The sequence below is a fragment of the Nonomuraea deserti genome (assembly GCF_004348685.1).
GTDB classification, from domain to species: domain Bacteria; phylum Actinomycetota; class Actinomycetes; order Streptosporangiales; family Streptosporangiaceae; genus Nonomuraea; species Nonomuraea deserti.
The window spans coordinates 102,172-119,246 of record NZ_SMKO01000008.1; the positions used below are offsets into that span (position 1 = coordinate 102,172).

General features: G+C 73.9%; 15 protein-coding genes. 8 read left to right on the top strand and 7 right to left on the bottom strand.

What is annotated here, in order from left to right; genetic code table 11:
- Nucleotides 1–2 precede the first annotated feature (2 nt).
- Nucleotides 3–911 carry a cyclase family protein gene (locus E1292_RS05695; protein ID WP_132592695.1) on the bottom strand — a complete coding sequence of 303 codons (909 nt, stop codon included), beginning with the start codon at nt 909–911 and terminating at the stop codon, nt 3–5.
- Nucleotides 912–938: 27 nt separating this feature from the next.
- Here E1292_RS05695 and E1292_RS05700 point away from each other — a divergent pair, with 27 nt between their 5' ends.
- Nucleotides 939–2,120 (top strand): serine hydrolase domain-containing protein, encoded by a 1,182-nt coding sequence (locus E1292_RS05700; protein WP_132592697.1) that lies wholly within the window; start codon nt 939–941, stop codon nt 2,118–2,120.
- An 11-nt stretch (nt 2,121–2,131) separates the two neighbouring features.
- On the opposite strand, the gene E1292_RS05705 is transcribed toward E1292_RS05700, so the two are convergent.
- Nucleotides 2,132–2,869 carry an SDR family NAD(P)-dependent oxidoreductase gene (locus E1292_RS05705; protein ID WP_132592745.1) on the bottom strand — a complete coding sequence of 246 codons (738 nt, stop codon included), beginning with the start codon at nt 2,867–2,869 and terminating at the stop codon, nt 2,132–2,134.
- Nucleotides 2,869–3,489, bottom strand: coding sequence for a cysteine hydrolase family protein (locus tag E1292_RS05710; protein WP_132592699.1), 621 nt, complete (start codon nt 3,487–3,489; stop codon nt 2,869–2,871). Before E1292_RS05710 ends, E1292_RS05705 begins: the two co-directional genes overlap by 1 nt.
- Nucleotides 3,490–3,648: 159 nt before the next feature.
- Between E1292_RS05710 and E1292_RS54800 the strand changes: the two genes are divergently transcribed.
- From E1292_RS54800 to E1292_RS05745, 7 genes are all read left to right on the top strand, one after another.
- Nucleotides 3,649–5,595, top strand: a complete 1,947-nt coding sequence (locus tag E1292_RS54800; protein ID WP_132592701.1) for a serine/threonine-protein kinase — start codon at nt 3,649–3,651, stop codon at nt 5,593–5,595.
- A 239-nt stretch (nt 5,596–5,834) separates the two neighbouring features.
- Complete coding sequence (locus tag E1292_RS05720; protein ID WP_132592703.1) at nt 5,835–6,191, top strand: Zn-ribbon domain-containing OB-fold protein; 357 nt, start codon at nt 5,835–5,837, stop codon at nt 6,189–6,191.
- A complete protein-coding gene (locus E1292_RS05725; RefSeq protein WP_342775162.1) occupies nt 6,188–6,511 on the top strand; it encodes a VOC family protein in 324 nt (107 codons plus the stop codon). The genes E1292_RS05720 and E1292_RS05725 overlap by 4 nt, the downstream gene beginning before the upstream one ends.
- Before the next feature lie 29 nt (nt 6,512–6,540).
- Entirely contained in the window at nt 6,541–8,049 is a 1,509-nt protein-coding gene (locus tag E1292_RS05730; RefSeq protein WP_132592705.1) for a class I adenylate-forming enzyme family protein, read from the top strand.
- Entirely contained in the window at nt 8,046–10,070 is a 2,025-nt protein-coding gene (locus E1292_RS05735; protein WP_132592707.1) for an acetate--CoA ligase family protein, read from the top strand. Before E1292_RS05730 ends, E1292_RS05735 begins: the two co-directional genes overlap by 4 nt.
- A complete protein-coding gene (locus E1292_RS05740) occupies nt 10,057–10,806 on the top strand; it encodes an SDR family NAD(P)-dependent oxidoreductase (RefSeq protein ID WP_132592709.1) in 750 nt (249 codons plus the stop codon). The genes E1292_RS05735 and E1292_RS05740 overlap by 14 nt, the downstream gene beginning before the upstream one ends.
- A gap of 257 nt (nt 10,807–11,063) precedes the next feature.
- Nucleotides 11,064–13,256, top strand: coding sequence for a CHAP domain-containing protein (locus E1292_RS05745; protein WP_132592711.1), 2,193 nt, complete (start codon nt 11,064–11,066; stop codon nt 13,254–13,256).
- Between the two features lie 210 nt (nt 13,257–13,466).
- Here E1292_RS05745 and E1292_RS05750 read toward each other — a convergent pair whose 3' ends face one another.
- The 4 genes from E1292_RS05750 to E1292_RS05765 form a co-directional block, all read right to left on the bottom strand.
- On the bottom strand, nt 13,467–14,279 hold the full coding sequence (locus tag E1292_RS05750; protein ID WP_132592713.1) for a TIGR03619 family F420-dependent LLM class oxidoreductase: 813 nt from the start codon (nt 14,277–14,279) through the stop codon (nt 13,467–13,469).
- The gene (locus E1292_RS05755) at nt 14,276–15,406 is read right to left on the bottom strand and encodes an acyl-CoA dehydrogenase family protein (RefSeq protein ID WP_165974400.1); all 1,131 of its coding nucleotides are present in this window, start codon (nt 15,404–15,406) and stop codon (nt 14,276–14,278) included. The genes E1292_RS05750 and E1292_RS05755 overlap by 4 nt, the downstream gene beginning before the upstream one ends.
- Nucleotides 15,403–16,518 (bottom strand): acyl-CoA dehydrogenase family protein, encoded by a 1,116-nt coding sequence (locus E1292_RS05760; protein WP_132592717.1) that lies wholly within the window; start codon nt 16,516–16,518, stop codon nt 15,403–15,405. The genes E1292_RS05755 and E1292_RS05760 overlap by 4 nt, the downstream gene beginning before the upstream one ends.
- Nucleotides 16,519–16,633: 115 nt before the next feature.
- Nucleotides 16,634–17,075, bottom strand: a 442-nt coding sequence (locus E1292_RS05765; RefSeq protein WP_165974401.1) for an alpha/beta hydrolase fold domain-containing protein, incomplete at its 5' end; no start/stop codon positions are given.

Below are 17,075 nucleotides of genomic sequence, written 5' to 3' on the forward strand. Positions count from 1 at the left end.
GATCACAGGATGGCCAGCGGGGTGAGCGGGCTGCCGGTGCCGCCCTCGATCCTGAGCGGCGCCGCCACGAACACGAACTCCGTACGCCCGGCCGCGGCCAGCTCCTCCAGCCAGAGCAGCTCGATCAGGTGGACGCCGTGCCGGTGGAGGAGAACGAGGTGCAGGTCGTCGGCGAGGCCTTCCTCGGCGCGCCCGCGCGCGTCGAGCCCGCCGATCGCGGCGTTGTCCGCGGCGACCGCCGCGACGTCGTGCGCGGCCAGCCACCGGCCCGCCGGGGCCGACAGTCCCGGCTGGCCCGACCAGTACTCCTCGCGCGACCGTTCCCACACCTGGGGCCAGCCCGTACGGATCACCGCGACGTCCCCCGGCCGCGGGGTGGCGATGTCCGCCAGCAGGTCGGCCGTGATCCGGTGATCGGCCGGCAGGTGGTCCAGGCCGAGGTGGCGGGGAACGTCGAACAGCACGCCCCTGGCGACCACCCCGCCCACCCGCTCGATGCCGCACCGGGTCGCGCCGTAGGAGCGCACCCTGGCCGCGGGGTGGCCGTTGTAGAGCTCGTCGCCCGACCACATGTGGCACAGCGCGTCCATGTGGGTCGTGGTGCCGTGGTGGGTCACGAGCAGCGCGTCGTCGGCCACCCGCAGGCCGTCCCCGATCGGCCGCGCCCCCGCCGCGTAGTCGCCGCCGTCCACGGACATGAAGTGCTGCGGCAGCGGGCGGCCGGGCAGGTGCGGGACCGTCGTGGGCGCGGGCGAGGAGGTGGCGCCCCTGATCGGCATGGCCAGGCTCAGCACCTCGCCCGTGGTGGCGCTGCGCAGCGCGTCGAGCACCACGGCGGGGGTGAGGAGGTTGAGCGTGCCACGCTGATCATCTGGGCCGAATCGTCCCCAGTTGTTAGGCTCGTCTACCACTGAGCTCCCTTTCTCCGCGGAGGTCTGATGCACTGCGATCCCCGGTTCTCCGGCGTACGCGAGGTCTTCGAACGGCACTTCTCCGACGGCGAGGAGCTGGGCGGCGCCCTGGCCGTCTATCTGGACGGCGAGCTGGTCGTCGACCTGTGGGGCGGGGTCGCCGACCGGCACACCGGGCGGCCCTGGCAGGAGGACACGCCCGCATTCGTCTACTCCTGCACGAAGGCGGTCACCGCCACCGTGCTGCTGCAGCTGGCGGAGCGGGGCCAGGTGGACGTCACCGCGCCGGTCGCCGACGTGTGGCCCGAGTTCGCCGCCGAGGGCAAGGCGGCCATCACCGTCGAGCAGGTGCTCACCCACCAGAGCGGGCTGCCGGTGATCGAGGAGCCGGTGCCGGTGGAGGAGTTCGAGGACCACGCGGCGATCGCGGCCCGGCTCGCCGCCCAGGCGCCGCTCTGGGAGCCGGGGAAAGCGCACGGTTACCACGCGCTGACCTACGGGTTCCTGCTGGGCGAGGTGATCAGGCGGGTGACGGGCAAGACCGTCGGGGATCTGGTCGCCGCCGAGATCGCCCGACCGCTGGGGCTGGAGCTCTGGGTGGGGGCGCCGGACACCGTGATCGCGCGTACGGCCCGGCTCCAGGCCGGCGAACGCGCGCAGCCGGGCCAGGCCCCCGCCCCCACCGAAGCCGTGCCGGTCGAGCCTCCGGGCGGGCGGGCCCGGGACGTGCTGGCCGAGATGACCAGGGCGGCACAGGACCCGCAGAGCCTGATGAACCGGGCGATCGGCAACCCCGGCATGCACCTGCTCAAGGGCGGCGCGAACCATCCGGTCATCCTGCGCGCCGGATGGCCGGCGGCCGGGGCCGTCGCCACCGCGCGCGGACTGGCCGGGTTCTACCGGGCGCTGATCGCCGGCGAGCTGCTGCCCTCCGGCGCGCTGCGCGAGGCCGTACGTCCGCGCGTGACCGGCCCCGACCGGGTGCTGCTCCTGGACACCTCGTTCGGGCTCGGCTTCATGCGGCCGTCGCTGACGTTCTTCGTGCCGTCGGAGACCGCCTTCGGCCACACGGGCATGGGTGGCTTCATCGGCTTGGGCGACCCCGAGCGCGGCCTGGCCGTCGGCTACGTCATGAACAGGATGGCCGCCGCGCTCTCCGGCAACCTGCGCGGCATCCGCCTGGTGGAGGCCGTCTACCGAGCCCTGTGACCGCATGGGGCTCAGTGCATGGTCACGCCGCCGCTCACCGACAGTATCTGCCCGGTGATGTAGGCGGCGCGATCCGTGCACAGGTAGGCGACCAGGCCCGCCACGTCGGCGGGCGTGCCGAGGCGGCGCAGCGGGATGCCGCGCGCGATCTTGCCGACGAGCCCCGGATCGGCCTCCGACACCCTCCGCAGCATGGGCGTGTCGGTGGGGCCCGGGCAGACGACGTTGGAGGTGACCTGGGCTCTCGCGGCCTCGCGGGCGAGCGTCTTGGCCAGCCCGAACAGCCCTGCCTTCGTGGCCGCGTACGCGCCTTCGCCTCCCGAGCCGGCCCTGGCGCCGTCGGAGGAGACGAACACCAGCCGCCCCCAGCTCCGGTCCAGCATGCCGGGCAGCAGGAGCTTGGTGAGCAGCATCGGCCCGCGCAGGTTGACCTGCCACATGAGGTCCCAGCTCGCCGGGTCGCTCTCGGTGAACGGCTGCACGACCGACACCCCGGCGTTGTGCACCAGGATGTCCACCGGCCCCACGGCGCCGCCGAACGCCTCGACGGACGGGGGCGCGGCCAGATCGACGGCCAGCGCCCGCGCGCCGGGCAGGCCCGAGGCGACCCTCCCGGCGTTCGGGAGGTCCACGTCGGCGATCACCACGCGGGCGCCGAGCGCGGTCAGGTCGGCGGCGACGGCCGCGCCGATCGCGCCCGCTCCCCCGGTCACGACCGCCACGCGCCCGTCCAGGCGCAGCCCGTTCATCAGGTCGGCACCCGTCTCGTCCACGCCTGGGCCAGGTCCGCCGCGGCGGTGCGGGTGGCGAGCAGGCCGATCGTGTGCTTCATCACGGCCCGCGCGTAGTCGTCGGGGATGCCCGCCACCGCGTCCTTGACCACCGTCACCCGGTAACCCAGGTTGACCGCCTCCAGGGCCAGCCCGGGGATGCCCAGGTTGAGCGAGACCCCTGCCGCGACGACGGCGGTGACGCCCATCGAGCGCAGCGTCATGTCGAGCGAGGTGCCGGTGAACGGGGAGAAGCCGTGGTAGCGCCGGCTCTCCAGGTCGCCGCCGTCGCGCAACTCGGGGATGACCTCGGTGGCGGGCGTGCCGTCCAGCATGTGGCCGGGGTCGTTGAGCAGGGAGACGATGAACGGACAGTTGCCCGTGTGGGAGCCGGCCCGGTCGGGGCGGAAGGCGGCCGTGCAGTGGATGACCGGGATCGCGGCCGCCCGGGCCGCGTGGAGGAGGCGGGCGGCGTTGGCCACGACGTCGTACCGGATGCACGCATCCACCAGATCTGGAAATTTCGTGAGATCGCCGACGACACCCCGCTGCATCTCCATCACCAGCACGGCTACCCGCTCCACCGGCGACCTCCGCATGCCTTTTAGCCGAGCGCTTGCTTGGTAACGTCGATCAGCATAACACCTGCCGTCCAGCGTCATCCCCGATTGACGCTGGGCGAAATTTCTGGACTCGTGACAACCGGAACCCCGGGTGAGACCGTCGAATCCAAGACGGCTGCCTGATGGGGGTAGGACTTGGTCCCTGGTTACCGTGAAGTACGCCAGCTCGGCGCGGGCCGTACCGGCCGCGTGTTCCTCGCCACCTACCAACAGACCGGCGCCTACGTCGCGATCAAATACCTGAACGCCACACTGCGCCGGGACACCGAGTTCATGGACCGCTACCGGACCGACACCCACGAACTCGTCGAGATCGACGACCCGAACGTGGTCAAGCTCTACGAGTACGTCGAGACGCAGAGCAGGGCCGCCATCGTCATGGAGCTGGTGGACGGCGTCACGCTGCGCACCCTGCTGGCCGAGCACCACAGGACCAGCCCGGAGGCGGCCCTGGCCGTGGTGAAGAGCACGCTGCTGGCCCTGGGCGCCGCCCACGAGCGGGGCGTGGCGCACCGCGACGTCAAGCCGGAGAACATCCTCGTCCAGGCCGACGGCACCACCAAGCTGGCGGACTTCGGCGTCGTGGTGCACGCCGAGGAGCCGGGCGTGCCCGCCGGCAGCCCCGAGTACATGGCGCCCGAACTGTGGACCCAGGGCAGGACGGGCCCGCCGGCGGACGTGTACGCGGCCGCGTGCGTCCTGTTCGAGGCGGCCAGGGGGCGGCCGCCCTACCGGGCGTACAAGGAGGGCGACGACGGCGAGCTGGACGTGCCCGCCCTGCGCGACAGACATCTGGTGGAGCCGGTGCCCGTGGAAGTCGCCCCCGACACGCTGCGCGACCTGCTCAGGCGGGGCCTCGCCAAGGACCCCGCGCTCCGGTACGCCTCCGCCCGGCACTTCGCGGCGGAGCTGGAGGAGGACGCCGTCGCCGCGTACGGCCCCGACTGGGAGAAGCGCGGGCGCCGCCACCTCGCCGAGCTGGCCACGCTGCTCGCCCTCCGCTTCCCGCTGGCCAGGACCGACCACTCCGCGACGGCCGCGTCCCGCATCCGCGACCGCATGCCGAGGGTGCCCCGGCTGCCCCCGCACCTGTGGGTGGCCGGCGCGACGGTGGTCGCCGTGTCGATCACGCTCATGATGTCGGGCGGCCGGCTGCCCCCCGGACCCGGGGCGATCCTCATGCCGCCGCCCGAGACGCAGAGCGAGCCGGAACCGACCCGGGCCGACGCCACCACGCCCGGCCCGACCAGGACGTCCGCCGCCCCCAGGCGCACGACCGCCGGGCCGACGCCCACGCCTCCCGCGCGCAGCGCCTCACGATCCGTCCCCACCGTCCGGCGGTCCCCCGCCTCGACCCCCACCGTCCGGGCGGCCAGCATCGTGCGGTGGAGCGGCACGGCCGGCGCGATCAGGGTCTCGGCGGACGGCACCGGGCCCGTGCGGCTGCGCATCTCGTACACGCGCCGGGACGGGGACGCCGGCGCGGCCAGGACGGTCCGCCAGGAGTCCCGCACCCTGCACGGACGGACCGCCTACACCAGCGCCGTCACGCACGACCCCGGGGGCGTGGCGTGCGGGCGGCGGGCGTACGTCGGGATCCTCGTGATGACGGAGCCGGCGGCGGGCAACGGGCCGCAGGTGAGCGAGGTGGTCGTGGACGGGCCCGCCTGCGCCGCCCCCACGCCGACCCTGACCTCGTCCGGGTCCACCGTCCCGACGCCCACCCGGGAACCCACCGCCTCGGTCCGCACCACCCCCGCGCCCTCGTCGGCCCGCACCGCCTCGTCACCGCCCGCCCGCCTCGGCTCGCCACCCCCCACGACGGACGGGGTGCCGCCCGCAGCGCCGCGCCGCGCGTCGCCGCCTCCCGCCAGCGACCGCGACACCTCCTCGCCCTCCACCACCGACCCCGGCACGGACCCCGGCATGAACCCCGGCACGGACCCCGGCAGCGCACCGCCCGGCACGAACCGCGACGCCGGGCCACCCGCTACGGACCCCGGCGCCGCACCGCCTCCTGTCACGGACCCCGGCACGGCACCGCCTCCCGTCACGGAGCACCACGCGGCACCGCCTGCCTGACCGCCTGCCTCACCGCCTGCCTGACCGCCCGCCGCTGCGCCGCCGCCCGCCTAAGGAAGATCCGCCACCGGAGCCCCTCCGGAGTCCCCTCCGCCGAGCTCCCGGCGGGTCCTCCCTTCGCCCGTACCAGTACGCTTCAGCGACGACCTTTACGGGAGCGCCCCGCCCAGCGGCGAAGGCGGCGCGGGCCGGGGCCGAGGTCTTGTGAGGCAACCAAGCGTGCGCTAGCTTGGCTAGCGATGAGCGGTGACATCTGTGCCCACCGGGCCGCCCACGGCGAACTGGTCATCCGGCGCTGCACCGGCTGCGACCGCCGCAGCCACCTCCCGGAACCGGCCTGCCCCTGGTGCGGCGGCCGGGACTTCCGCTCCGATCCGGCCTCCGGCGAGGGCGTGGTGCACACGTTCACGATCGTGCACCGCTCGTTCGCCCCCGGCTACCAGGGCCGCGAGCCGTACGTGGCGGCCTGGGTGGATCTGCTGGAAGGGCCCAGAGCGTTCGGGCACGTGGTGGCGTGCGCGCCAGAAGAGGTACGCGTCGGCATGCCGGTACGCGTGACGTTCATAGACGATCTCCCCCATTGGAGGCCCGCGTGAAGCTGGGCAACGTGCTGATTCCCGTCGCCGACCTGGACGAGGCGATCGCCTTCTACGGGTTGCCGGTGAAGTTCCGCGACGGCGACAGGTTCGCGGCGCTCGACGGCGGCGGGGTCACCGTGGCGCTGGCCGGGCCGGCCGAGCACGTCACCGCCTCGGCCGCGCCGTCGTACAAGGTGGACGACGTGGCGCGGGTCGTGCGGGAGATGACGGGACGCGGCGCCGAGGTGGTGCGGGCGCCCGAGGACGGGCCGCACGAGAGGCGGGCCGTGCTGCGCGATCCCTCAGGGAACGTCTTCGTGCTCTATTCGCCCCTCTGACCTGCCCCTCTGATGTGGAGGCACCCCCCATGGCACGATCACCCTACGGCAACTACGGCCACGCGATCCTGACCGCGGGGGCGCTGCGCACGCCCGGCAGGGTGGCGCTGACGTACTGCGGCGAGCGGAGCTTCACCTACGACGAGCTCAACAGGAGCGTCAACCGCCGCGCGAACGCCCTGATCGCCGCCGGGATCACGCCGGGGCGGCGGGTGGCGGTGCTGCTCAACGAGACGTTGCGGGTGGCCGAGGTCTACCTGGCGCAGGCCAAGATCGGGGCGGTGACGGCGGCGCTGAACCCGTACTGGCCGGTGGAGACGGTGCGGGACGTGGTGGCCGCCTCGGGGTGCACGGCGCTGGTCCACGACGCGACGGTCGAGGGAGTGGTCGAGCAGATCAGGGACGAGCTCCCGGCGGTGACCACGTGGATCGACGTACACGAGCCGCTGGAGGGCTCGGACGCCGAGCCGCCGCTCGGCGGGTTCCACGACGATCCGCTGGCGCTCTACTACACCTCGGGGACGACGGGGCTGCCCAAGGCCGTCGTCCACACGCACGCGTCGTCGCTGGCCACGGCGCAGATCTGGCTGGACGTGCCGCGCGGGCCCGACGCGGTGTTCGGCACGGGAGCGATCATCTGGGGCATCGGCTTCCCCGCCATCGCCGGGCCCGCCCTCTACGCCGGGATGCGCCTGGTGCTGGAGCAGGACTGGGGTCCGGCGAACTTCCTGCGCGTCGTCCCCCGCGAACGGGTCACGCACGTGTCGCAGATCCCCTCGTTCTACGCGGCCCTGCTGGGCTCGCCCGACCATGAGAGCGTGGACCTGTCGTCCATCCGGGTGATCATGCTGGGCGGGGAGCCGCTGACCGCGACCATGCTCGACCGGATCAAGGCCAGGCTGCCGCAGGCGGCGGTGTTCTCGTACTACGGCCAGACCGAGGCGCCGTACACATGCATGGGGCGGGTGGACGACGGCTCGATCCCGCTCGGGTCGTCCGGGCGCGCCCGCACGGGCAACGCGGTACGGATCACGAACCGGCGCGGACACCGCGTGACCGACGAGGTCGGCGAGATCAACCTGGCCGGGCCGCACCGGATGGCCGGCTACGACGGCCTGCCGGACCGCACGGCGGAGGTGCTGCGCGGCGAGTGGTACGTCGGGGGCGACCTCGGGACGCTCTCGGCCGACGGCGTGCTGCGCGTGCTCGGCCGGCGGGAGGACGCGATCATCAAGGGCGGCGTCTGGACGCAGCCGGCCGTGATCGAGGAGGCCGCCGCGGCCCTCGACGGCGTGGCCGAGGCGGGCGCGGTCGGCGTGCCGGAGGGCGCGGCGGACCAGCGTGTCCTGCTGGCCGTCGTGCCGCGCGCCGGGCACTCGCTGGACGCCTCGAAGATCGCGCTCTCGCTGACCGACACGCTCCCCGCCCACCAGCGCCCTGACCACATCGTGGTGGCCGCCGGGCTCCCGCACGCGCAGGACGCCTCCGGCGGCCCCGGCAAGCTGCTGCGCAGGAAGATCCGCGAGCTGCACGGGTGAGCGCGTACGAGCACGAGGTCAAGGCGCTGCTGCGCGAGGCGGGAGTGCCGGTCCCGCGCGGGGTGGTGGTGTGCGACGGCGACTTCGGCGCGGCCGGCGAGCTGGCCGCGCCGCTGGTGCTGAAGGCGTTCGGGCCGGGGCTGGTGCACAAGTCCGAGGCCGGGGCCGTGGCGCTGGGCCTGCGGCACGGCGAGCTCGCGGCGGCGGCCGCCGCGATGGCCTGCCGGCTGGACGTCGCGGGGTTCCTCGTCGAGGAGCAGGCGGAGGCCGGGGTCGAGCTCATCGTGGGCCTGGTGCGTGACCCGGGGTTCGGGCCCGTGGTGCTGACGGGCCTCGGCGGCGTGTGGGCGGAGGCGCTGGGCGACACGGCGCTGCGGCTCTGCCCGATCACGGAGGAGGACGCCCGGAGCATGCTGGCCTCGCTGCGCGGGGCCGCGCTCCTGCGCGGGTGGCGCGGCGGCCCGCCGGTGGACGCGGACGCGGTGGTCGAGCTGCTCGTGACGGTCGCCGGCCCCGGCGGGCTGTGGGAGCGGCTGGAGCTGGGCGAGTTCGAGCTGAACCCGGTCATCGCGGGCCCGTCCGGGGTGGTGGCCGCCGACGCCCGCCACCTGCCCGCCGCGGCCCCCGCGCCGGTGGCGGCGCGGCCCCCCGCGGACTTCCTGCCGCTCTTCGAGCCCAGGGCCGTGGCGGTCGCCGGCGCGTCCACGACCCGGCCGAACTTCGGCAACATGTTCCTCGGCTTCTACCGCGAGGCGGGTGTCCCGCTGGTGGCGGTGCACCCCGAGGCGGACGAGGTGTCGGGGGTGCCCGCCGTACGCCCGCCGGCGCTGGCGGACGCGGACGTCGACTACGCGCTGGTCGCCGTGCCGGCCGAGCGGTGCGCCGACGTGGTGCGGCAGGCGACGGGCATCCCGTTCGTGCAGGTGATGAGCGGCGGGTTCGAGGAGGCCGGGCGCCACGAGCTGGAGCAGGAGCTGGTCGCGGCGGCCCGGGCGGCGGGCACGCGGCTGCTGGGCCCCAACTGCATGGGCGTCTACTGCCCGCGCGGCCGGCAGACGTTCGTCGGCGGCGGGCTCGGGCCCGCCGGATCCGTGGCCCTGATCTCGCAGAGCGGCGGCCTGGCCGGCGAGGTCATCAAGGTCGGGGAACGGCGCGGGCTGGCGTTCAGCCGGGTCGCCACGGTCGGCAACGCGGCCGACGTGACCCCGGCCGAGCTGCTGCGCTGGCTCTCGGGCGACGACGAGACGCGCGCGGTCGGGCTGTACCTGGAGGATCCGCGCGGCGGGCGAGAGCTGTACGACGCGCTGCGGGCGACGGACCTGCCCGTGGTGCTGCTCGTCGGCGGGCGCAGCGGGCAGGGGCGGCGGGCGGCGGCCTCCCACACGGGCGGGCTGGTGAGCGACCGGCGGATCTGGGAGGCGGTGGCCGAGCAGGCGGGCGCGGCGCTGGTGTCCGGCCAGGACGACCTGATCGGGGTCCTGGCGTACTTCCAAGTGCACGGCTCTCGGGTCACCTCCGGGGACGGCGTGCTGGTGGTGGGGCCGAGCGGGGGCGCGAGCGTGCTGGCCGCCGACGCGTTCGACGGCGCGGGCGTGCGGCTCGATCCGCTGCCGGACGACGTGCTGGACGCGCTGCGCGGGCTCGGGGTGACCGCGACGGGCAATCCGCTCGAGGTGCCCGTCGGGCCGCTCGGGCGTGCCGGGCTCGTGCCCGAGGTGATCGGCGCGATCATGTCGCGGCGCCCGTACCGGGACGTCGTGGCGCACGTGAACGTGCAGGCCTTCTTCACGTACGGGGACGCGGCCGAGCCCCTTCACGCCTACGCCAGGGCGGTCGCGGAGGCTCAGGACGCGCTGCCGGGCACCCGGATCACCCTCGTCACCAGGAACGGCGACTGCGCGCCCGAGGGCGTCGAGGACGAGGTGAGACGGATCGCGGCGGCGGCGGGGATCCCCGTCTACCGATCCATGGAGGCGGCCGCAGCGGCCATCGCCGGAGGAGGACGTCATGGGGTTGCTTGACGGCAAGGTCGCGCTGATCACGGGCGGGGCCCGGGGCATGGGGGCGGCGCACGTGCGGCTCTTCCTGGAGGAGGGCGCGCGGGTGGTGTTCGGCGACGTGCTGGACGACGAGGGCAAGGCGCTGGCGGAGGAGACGGGCGCGGTCTACGTCCGGCACGACGTGACGAGCGCGCAGGAGTGGGAGCGCGCCGTGTCGATGGCCACCGACCTGTACGGCAAGCTCGACATCCTGGTCAACAACGCAGGGATCCTGAAATATCGGCGCATCCACGAGATGTCGCCCGAGGACTTCGACCAGGTGATCGGCGTCAACCTCAAGGGCTCCTGGCTGGGGATCAAGTCGGTGATCGACCCCATGAAGGCGGCCGGGCGCGGCGCCATCGTGAACATCTCCTCGATCGAGGGCTTCATCGGCGCCGAAGGGCTGTCGGCGTACTCGGCCTCGAAGTTCGGGCTGCGCGGGATCACCAAGTCGGCGGCGCGGGAGCTGGCCAGGTTCAAGATCCGGGTCAACTCGGTGCATCCCGGCGCGATCAACACCGCGATGGCCATGAACCCCGACATGGTGAACGAGGTGGACGCGGACACGTTCATGAAGTCCATGGTCATCAAGCGGTTCGCCAAGCCGGTCGAGGTGTCGCACGTGGTGGCGTTCCTGGCCTCCGACCGGGCCGGTTACTGCACGGGCAGCGAGTTCACGGTGGACGGAGGGCTGCTGACCGGGGCGGGATACTAAGATCTCACCCCAAGGTAGATCTTTTGGGTTTAAACCACCTGGATCGGACATTTCTGGCAGCATCCTGACCTGCGGTTCTTTCCCAAGAAGAGTCGACACTCTCTTGGGGCGTGCTTGACCTGGGGTTACCAAACGGTAACCTCGCTCATCGCAGAAGATGACAAGCCGCCGGTTTCGTCACACAAGTCACAGGGCGCTCCTGTACCCAGGCCTGCGTGGACAAAACCGGTCTTGCCCGGAAGGTTCCCCACGCCTCCATGACGCCAGAGATGCAGAAGTTCATCGAGCTGCTCGAGCGCCAGCTCGGCTACTCGGAGAAGGCCGGCGCTCACACCAAGTTCGGCTCCTGGTACGGCAAGAACGTCGAGTTCGACGCCGACTACAGCGCCGCACCGTGGTGCGACATGATGCTGTCCTGGGCTGCGCACAAGCTCGGCTACGAGGAGTGGATCGGCCAGTTCGCCTGGACGGTCGCCCACGCGAAGTGGTTCAAGGAGCAGGGCGCGTGGGGGAAGAAGCCCAAGCCCGGCGCGATCGTCTTCTACGACTGGAGCGGATCCAACAAGGTCAGCAGGATCGACCACGTCGGCGTCGTGACGCGGGTCGAGGGCAACACGATCTACACGATCGAGGGCAACATCGACGGCGGCGTCGCCAAGCGCAAAGAACGTGACACCAGCAAGGTCGTCGGCTACGGCTACCCGGAGGAGATCAAGGAACGCCTGGACGAGGACGCCGCCCAGCAGGCCAGAGAGGCCAGGAAGAAGGCGGAGGAGCGGGCGGAGGAGCCGTCGAGGCCCGGCAACGACGTCGGCGTGCTCGAGCTTCCCGCGGACGAGGCGCTGTCCGGCATGATCCCCCGCGCCGAACGCGACGAGCCCGCCCGCGCCCCGCACTCCGGCGGCCGCGACGCCGCGCCCGCCCCGGCCCCGTCGAAGAAGGCCGAGCACGAGGCCGCGGTCCAGGGCTCCGCGAGCGCCACCGGCAAAGAGCCCGCCAAGAAGGCCAAACACGCCAAGCCGTCCACGGCCGACACCACGGCCGCCACCGCCGACCCCCTCCCCACGCACGTCGACACCTCGGCCACCGGCCCGATACCCGCCGTGTCCACGCCGACGCTGGTCGGCTCGGCGCTGGTGGCCGCGCTGGCGCTGCTCGCCGTCGCCAAGACCCGCCGCCTGCGGGCCGCCGCGTCCGGCACGGGAACCCGCCCGGCCCGCTCGAACGCCGGCCGCCGTCGCCGCCGCAACGCCGCCCCCGCGCCCCGGCGCCGGCTCGCCACCCGGCCCTTCGACCTCGCCACCGACGCCCCCGAACTGCGTACCACGGACACCGCCGTCCTGCGCCACACCACGGACACGACGGCGCTCCGCTCCCCGCGCCATGCCTCCGACACCACGGTGCTCCGCTCCCCCCGGCACGCCGGCGACACCACCGTGCTGCGTTCGCCGGACGCCGCCGAGCTCCACACCCCTCCCCGCTCCGCGGCTGCCGGGGGCCGCCGCGCGGCGGACACCGGGCCGTTCACACCCGCCTTCGACACGGCTCCCGCCGAGACGGGGCCGCTCGAGATCGTCCTCGACACCGGCCCGCTCGAACGCGTCGTGGACACCGGACCGTTCGAACGCGTCGTCATCCCGGGCGCGACGAGCAGCTTCGACGCCTTCGCCCCCACCACGAACGCCACCGCGGACGCCTTCGCCCCTCTCGTCACCGTCGGCCACCCCTCCGGCGTCCACGCCACGTACCCGACCACACCCACCGGAGCCTCCCCCCAGGCGCGTACCGGAATTCCCGCAGGAGCCCCAGCCGGAACACCGGCCGGAAGCCGCACCAGGGCACCCGCACGAGGCCGCGCCGGAACGCCTGACGCAGGCGCCATCGGAGCATCCGGCCCGCTGTCCAGCCCCACCGCCGCCGACTGGTTCCCCGGTAGCCGACTGGACGCTCCTTCACGAGGCGACAGACCAGGCCCCACCTCCATCGACGGTCCGGACCACACCTTCGGCGACGACGGAGCTGACCGTACCTCCGGGAGCGTGCCGAGCCGCACCTCCATCGGCGGGCGGGACCGCACCTCCGGCGGCCCTTATCGCGGACGGCGGCGGCGGCACGAGCGGCTGGCCGAAGAGCCCGCGTTCGCGTCCGACCTGCCGTCGCGCGGCCGCCGCCACCGCCGCGCCCAGCCCGGCTCGCCGGACGCCCAAGGGCCTCGCCCCGGCGGCGCGCCGCAACCCGCCAGGACACCGTACGCGGGCCGTCAGGAGCCCGGACAGCCCGCGGGACGCGCGCAGTCCAGGCGGTCCGGCGAGGGACGCGGTGGCGAGGGCTTCGTCCAGGACCTCCCGCTGAAGGGCCACCGGCACCGCAGGACGACCCGTCCCGACGACGGCCGCCAGCTCGCCGGCGCAGGCACCACCCGCCCCGGAAAGGGACGCCACCGCGCCTGACCGGCCGCCCCACCCACGCCGACCTCACCGCTGCGCGACGCCACCGCCCTCCCCAACCGCCGACCGCACCCACCGCATCACCACCGCGCCCGACCAGCGTCCCGACCCGCGCCGACCTCACCGCAGCGCGACGCCACCGCGCCCGACCAGCGTCCCGACCCGCGCCGACCTCACCGCAGCGCGACGCCGAAGGCCGTCTGAAGGACGTCCCTATCTGAGGTCGTGTTCGGTGGCGAAGGCGGCCAGCCGGGAGACTGCGTCGCGGCCGCGCGTCCACGGCCGTACGATGAGCCGCTCCACGCCGAGCGCCTCCCACGCGGCCACCTCGTCAGGGGAGGCCAGCGCGTAGGCGTGGACCGTCACGGGAACCCCCGGGCCGAGCCGGTCGAGTTGCGGCCGGATCGACTCGATCGTGTGCGGCATGCTGATCCACCCGTCGCAGAGCCGGGCCGCCCTGCGCAACGCGGCGGCTGACTCCCCTCCCGCGAGCACGGGCAGCCGCCGCTGCACCGGCTTGGGTTCGAACGCGACCTCGGAAAATGAGTAGAACGTCCCGGAATGGGCCACCACCGGCTCGCTCCAGAGCCGCCTGACCACCTCGATCGCCTCGTCCAGCCGCGCCCCTCGCGTGCCGAACGGGATGCCGGCCGCCTCCCACTCCCCCCGGTACCAGCCCGCGCCGACGCCGCAGATGGCCCGCCCCGACGAGACGACGTCCAGCGTGGCGAACGCGCGAGCCGACACGAAGGGGTGTCGCAGGGCGAGGAGCTGCACCGCCGTGCCGAGCCTGACGCGGGACGTGAACGCGGCGAGCCAGCACAGGTACGCGGGCGCGTCGAACAGCGGCGTGCCCGGCTTGATCCCCGGCCCGGTGGCGCCCGGGTACTCGGCGAGCGACAGGTCCGTGGTGAACACCAGGTGCTCGGGCAGCCACACCGACTCGAAGCCCAGCTCGTCCGCGGCCACCGCCACGTCCTTCCACGCGGCGGGATGCAGCAGACCGAGCGGCACGCCGAACTTCACGGATACCGTCCCGGGCCGCCGTTGAGGATGGCGGCGCGCAGGCGTTCGCGGTGAGCGGCCGCGGTGCCGTACGCGGTCGAGAGCGACCAGGCCCGCGCGAGCCAGAACCGCAGGTCCAGCTCCTCGGTGTACCCGATCGCCCCGTGCACCTGCAGCGCCACCCGCGCCGCGCGGACGGCGGCCTCCCCCGCGGCGGCCTTGGCGGCGCTGACGTCCCGTCCGGCGCTGGGCAGCGGCCCACGCGCCTGCCCACTCACCGGCCCGGCCGCTGGCTCACCCACCGGCCTACTCACTGGCCCATCCTCCGGCCCGCCCGCCGGCCCACGCACCGGCCTACTCACTGGCCCATCCTCCAGCCCACGCACCGGCCTACTCACTGGCCCGTCCTCCGGCCCCCACAACGGCCCGCCCACCGACAGGGCCGCCCGGTGCACGAGGGGTGCGGCGAACTCGACGGCCACGGCGACGTCCGCGAGCTGGTGCTTGACCGCCTGGAACGACCCGACGGCCACCCCGAACTGCGTCCTGGCCCGCGCATACGCGACGGTGACCGCGAGCAGTTCCCTGGCGACCCCGATGAGCTGCGCCGCCGTGGCGACGGTGGCCCCGAGCAGCGCCGGCTCGACGGCCCCGCCCAGGTCCTCGGACACGTCGAAGCCCACCTCGAACAGCGGCCGGCACGGATCGACGCCGGGGCGGGCCGCGAGGCGTACGGACTCCTTGCGGACCAGGTGCCAGCCGCCCGCCCGCGCCACCACCAGCAGGTCGGCCAGGTCGGCGTCCGGCGCGTACGCCTGCCCCGGCGGCAGCACGCTCACGCACACCGCGCCGGAGGCCAGCCCCGGCAGGCCTGCCTGCAGGTACGCCGCCGCCACGGCGGTCTCGACGACCGGCCCTGGCAGGCACGCCCGCCCGGTCTCCTCCAGCGCCGGCAGGGCGTCGGCCAGCGACAACCCCAGGCCGCCGGACCCGGCGGGCAGCAGCAGCCCGAAGAAGCCCAGGCCGGCGAGCTGTTTCCAGGCGGGCCGCCGCTCGGTGCGCAGCGCGGCCGGCGGGCAGTGCGCCCGCAGCACGTCGCGTACGGTCGCGCCGAGGGCGAGCTGGTCGCCGGTGAAGCCGAAGTTCACCGCCGGACCCCCGCCCTGGGCAGCCCGAGGACTCGTTCGGCGATGATGGTGCGCTGGATCTCGTTCGTGCCGGCGTAGATCGGGCCTGCCAGCGCGAAGAGGAACCCGTCCAGCCAAGGCGTGTCCCCCGCCCGGTCTCCGAGGAGTTCCATGGCGAGGTTGTGCATGCGCAGGTCCAGCTCGGACCAGAACACCTTGCCCATGCTGGCCTCGGGCCCGAGCTCCTCGCCGGTCATGAGCCGCCGCGCGGTGGCGTACGTGTGCAGCCGGTACGCCTCCGCGTCCACCCAGCATCGGGCGGCCAGGTCGGCGAGGGCCGGGCCGGCGTCGCGGGCGAGCGCTATGAGCCGGTCGGCGGTGGCGAGGAAACGTCCCGGGCTGCGCAGGGTCAGCCCGCGTTCGGATGAGGTGGTGGCCATCGCGATCCGCCATCCGTCGCCCGGCTCGCCGACCACCATCGACTCCGGCACGAACACCCCGTCGAAGTGCAGCTCCGCGAACCCGGGAAGCCCGTCGAGCTGCGCGATCGGCCGGACGGCGACGTCGTCCATGGGGAACATGACGTACGTGAGGCCGTGGTGGCGCGTGCCGGAGGTGCGGAAGAGGCCGAACCCGTGGGTGGCGTGGGCGGCGCGCGAGCTCCACGTCTTGTGGCCGTACAGCCGGTGGCCGCCGGGGGCGGGCTCGGCCCTGGAGGCCAGCGCGGCCAGGTCGCTGCCGGCCTCGGGCTCCGACCAGGCCTGCGCCCACACGTCGTCGCCCCGGGCCATCCGCGGCAGCCAGCGGTCGCGCTGTTCGGACGTGCCGAATTTCATGAGCGACGGCGCCAGCAGGAAGATGCCGTTCTGCGTCACCCGGGCGGGGGCTCCGGCGGCCCAGTACTCCTCCTCGAAGATCAGCCATTCGATGAGGGAGGCGCCGCGCCCGCCGTAGTGCTCGGGCCAGGAGACGACGGACAGCCGCGCGCCGGCCAGCAGCGCCTCCCAGGCGCGGTGCGCCGCGAAGCCCTCCGCGGTGTCCATGGACGGGAGCGGTTCCGGCACGTGCGCGCGCAGCCAGTCACGAACCTCGGCTCGGAAGTCCCGCTCGGCCGGGGAGAAGTCGAGATCCACACAACCAACCTAGCGCACGCTTGGTAAGCGCGCCACAGGCCGCCACAGGGCGCGACAAGACGCCACAGCCCTCACAGGCCGTCACAGTGGCAGGGCGCCACAGAGCGCCGTAAGGTCAGGGGCGCAACGCCCGCCTGAGCGCCGCCACCCGCGCCGCCACGGCCCTCCGGCTGAGCGTGGTGTCGGGCACCATCATGTCGAACCCGTGGAACGCCCCGGGATACAGGTGGAACTCCGTCGACACCCCCGCCTGCGCCAGCCGCTGCGCGTAGTCCATGCACTCGTCCCTGAACACCTCCAGCTCTCCCACGTCCACGAACGCGGGCGGCAGCCCGGAGAGATCGGCCGCCCTGGCCGGAGCAGCGTACGGGGAGACGTCGCCGGTGCCGACCGCGTCGCCGAGCAGTGCCCTCCACCCGTAGAGGTTGGCGGATCTGTCCCACACCACGGCCTCGGTGAACTCCCGGCTGGACGGCGTGGTGTTGCGGTCGTCGAGCATCGGGCAGACCAGCAGCTGGAACGCCACCCCCGGCCCGCCCCTGTCCCTGTCTCTTATA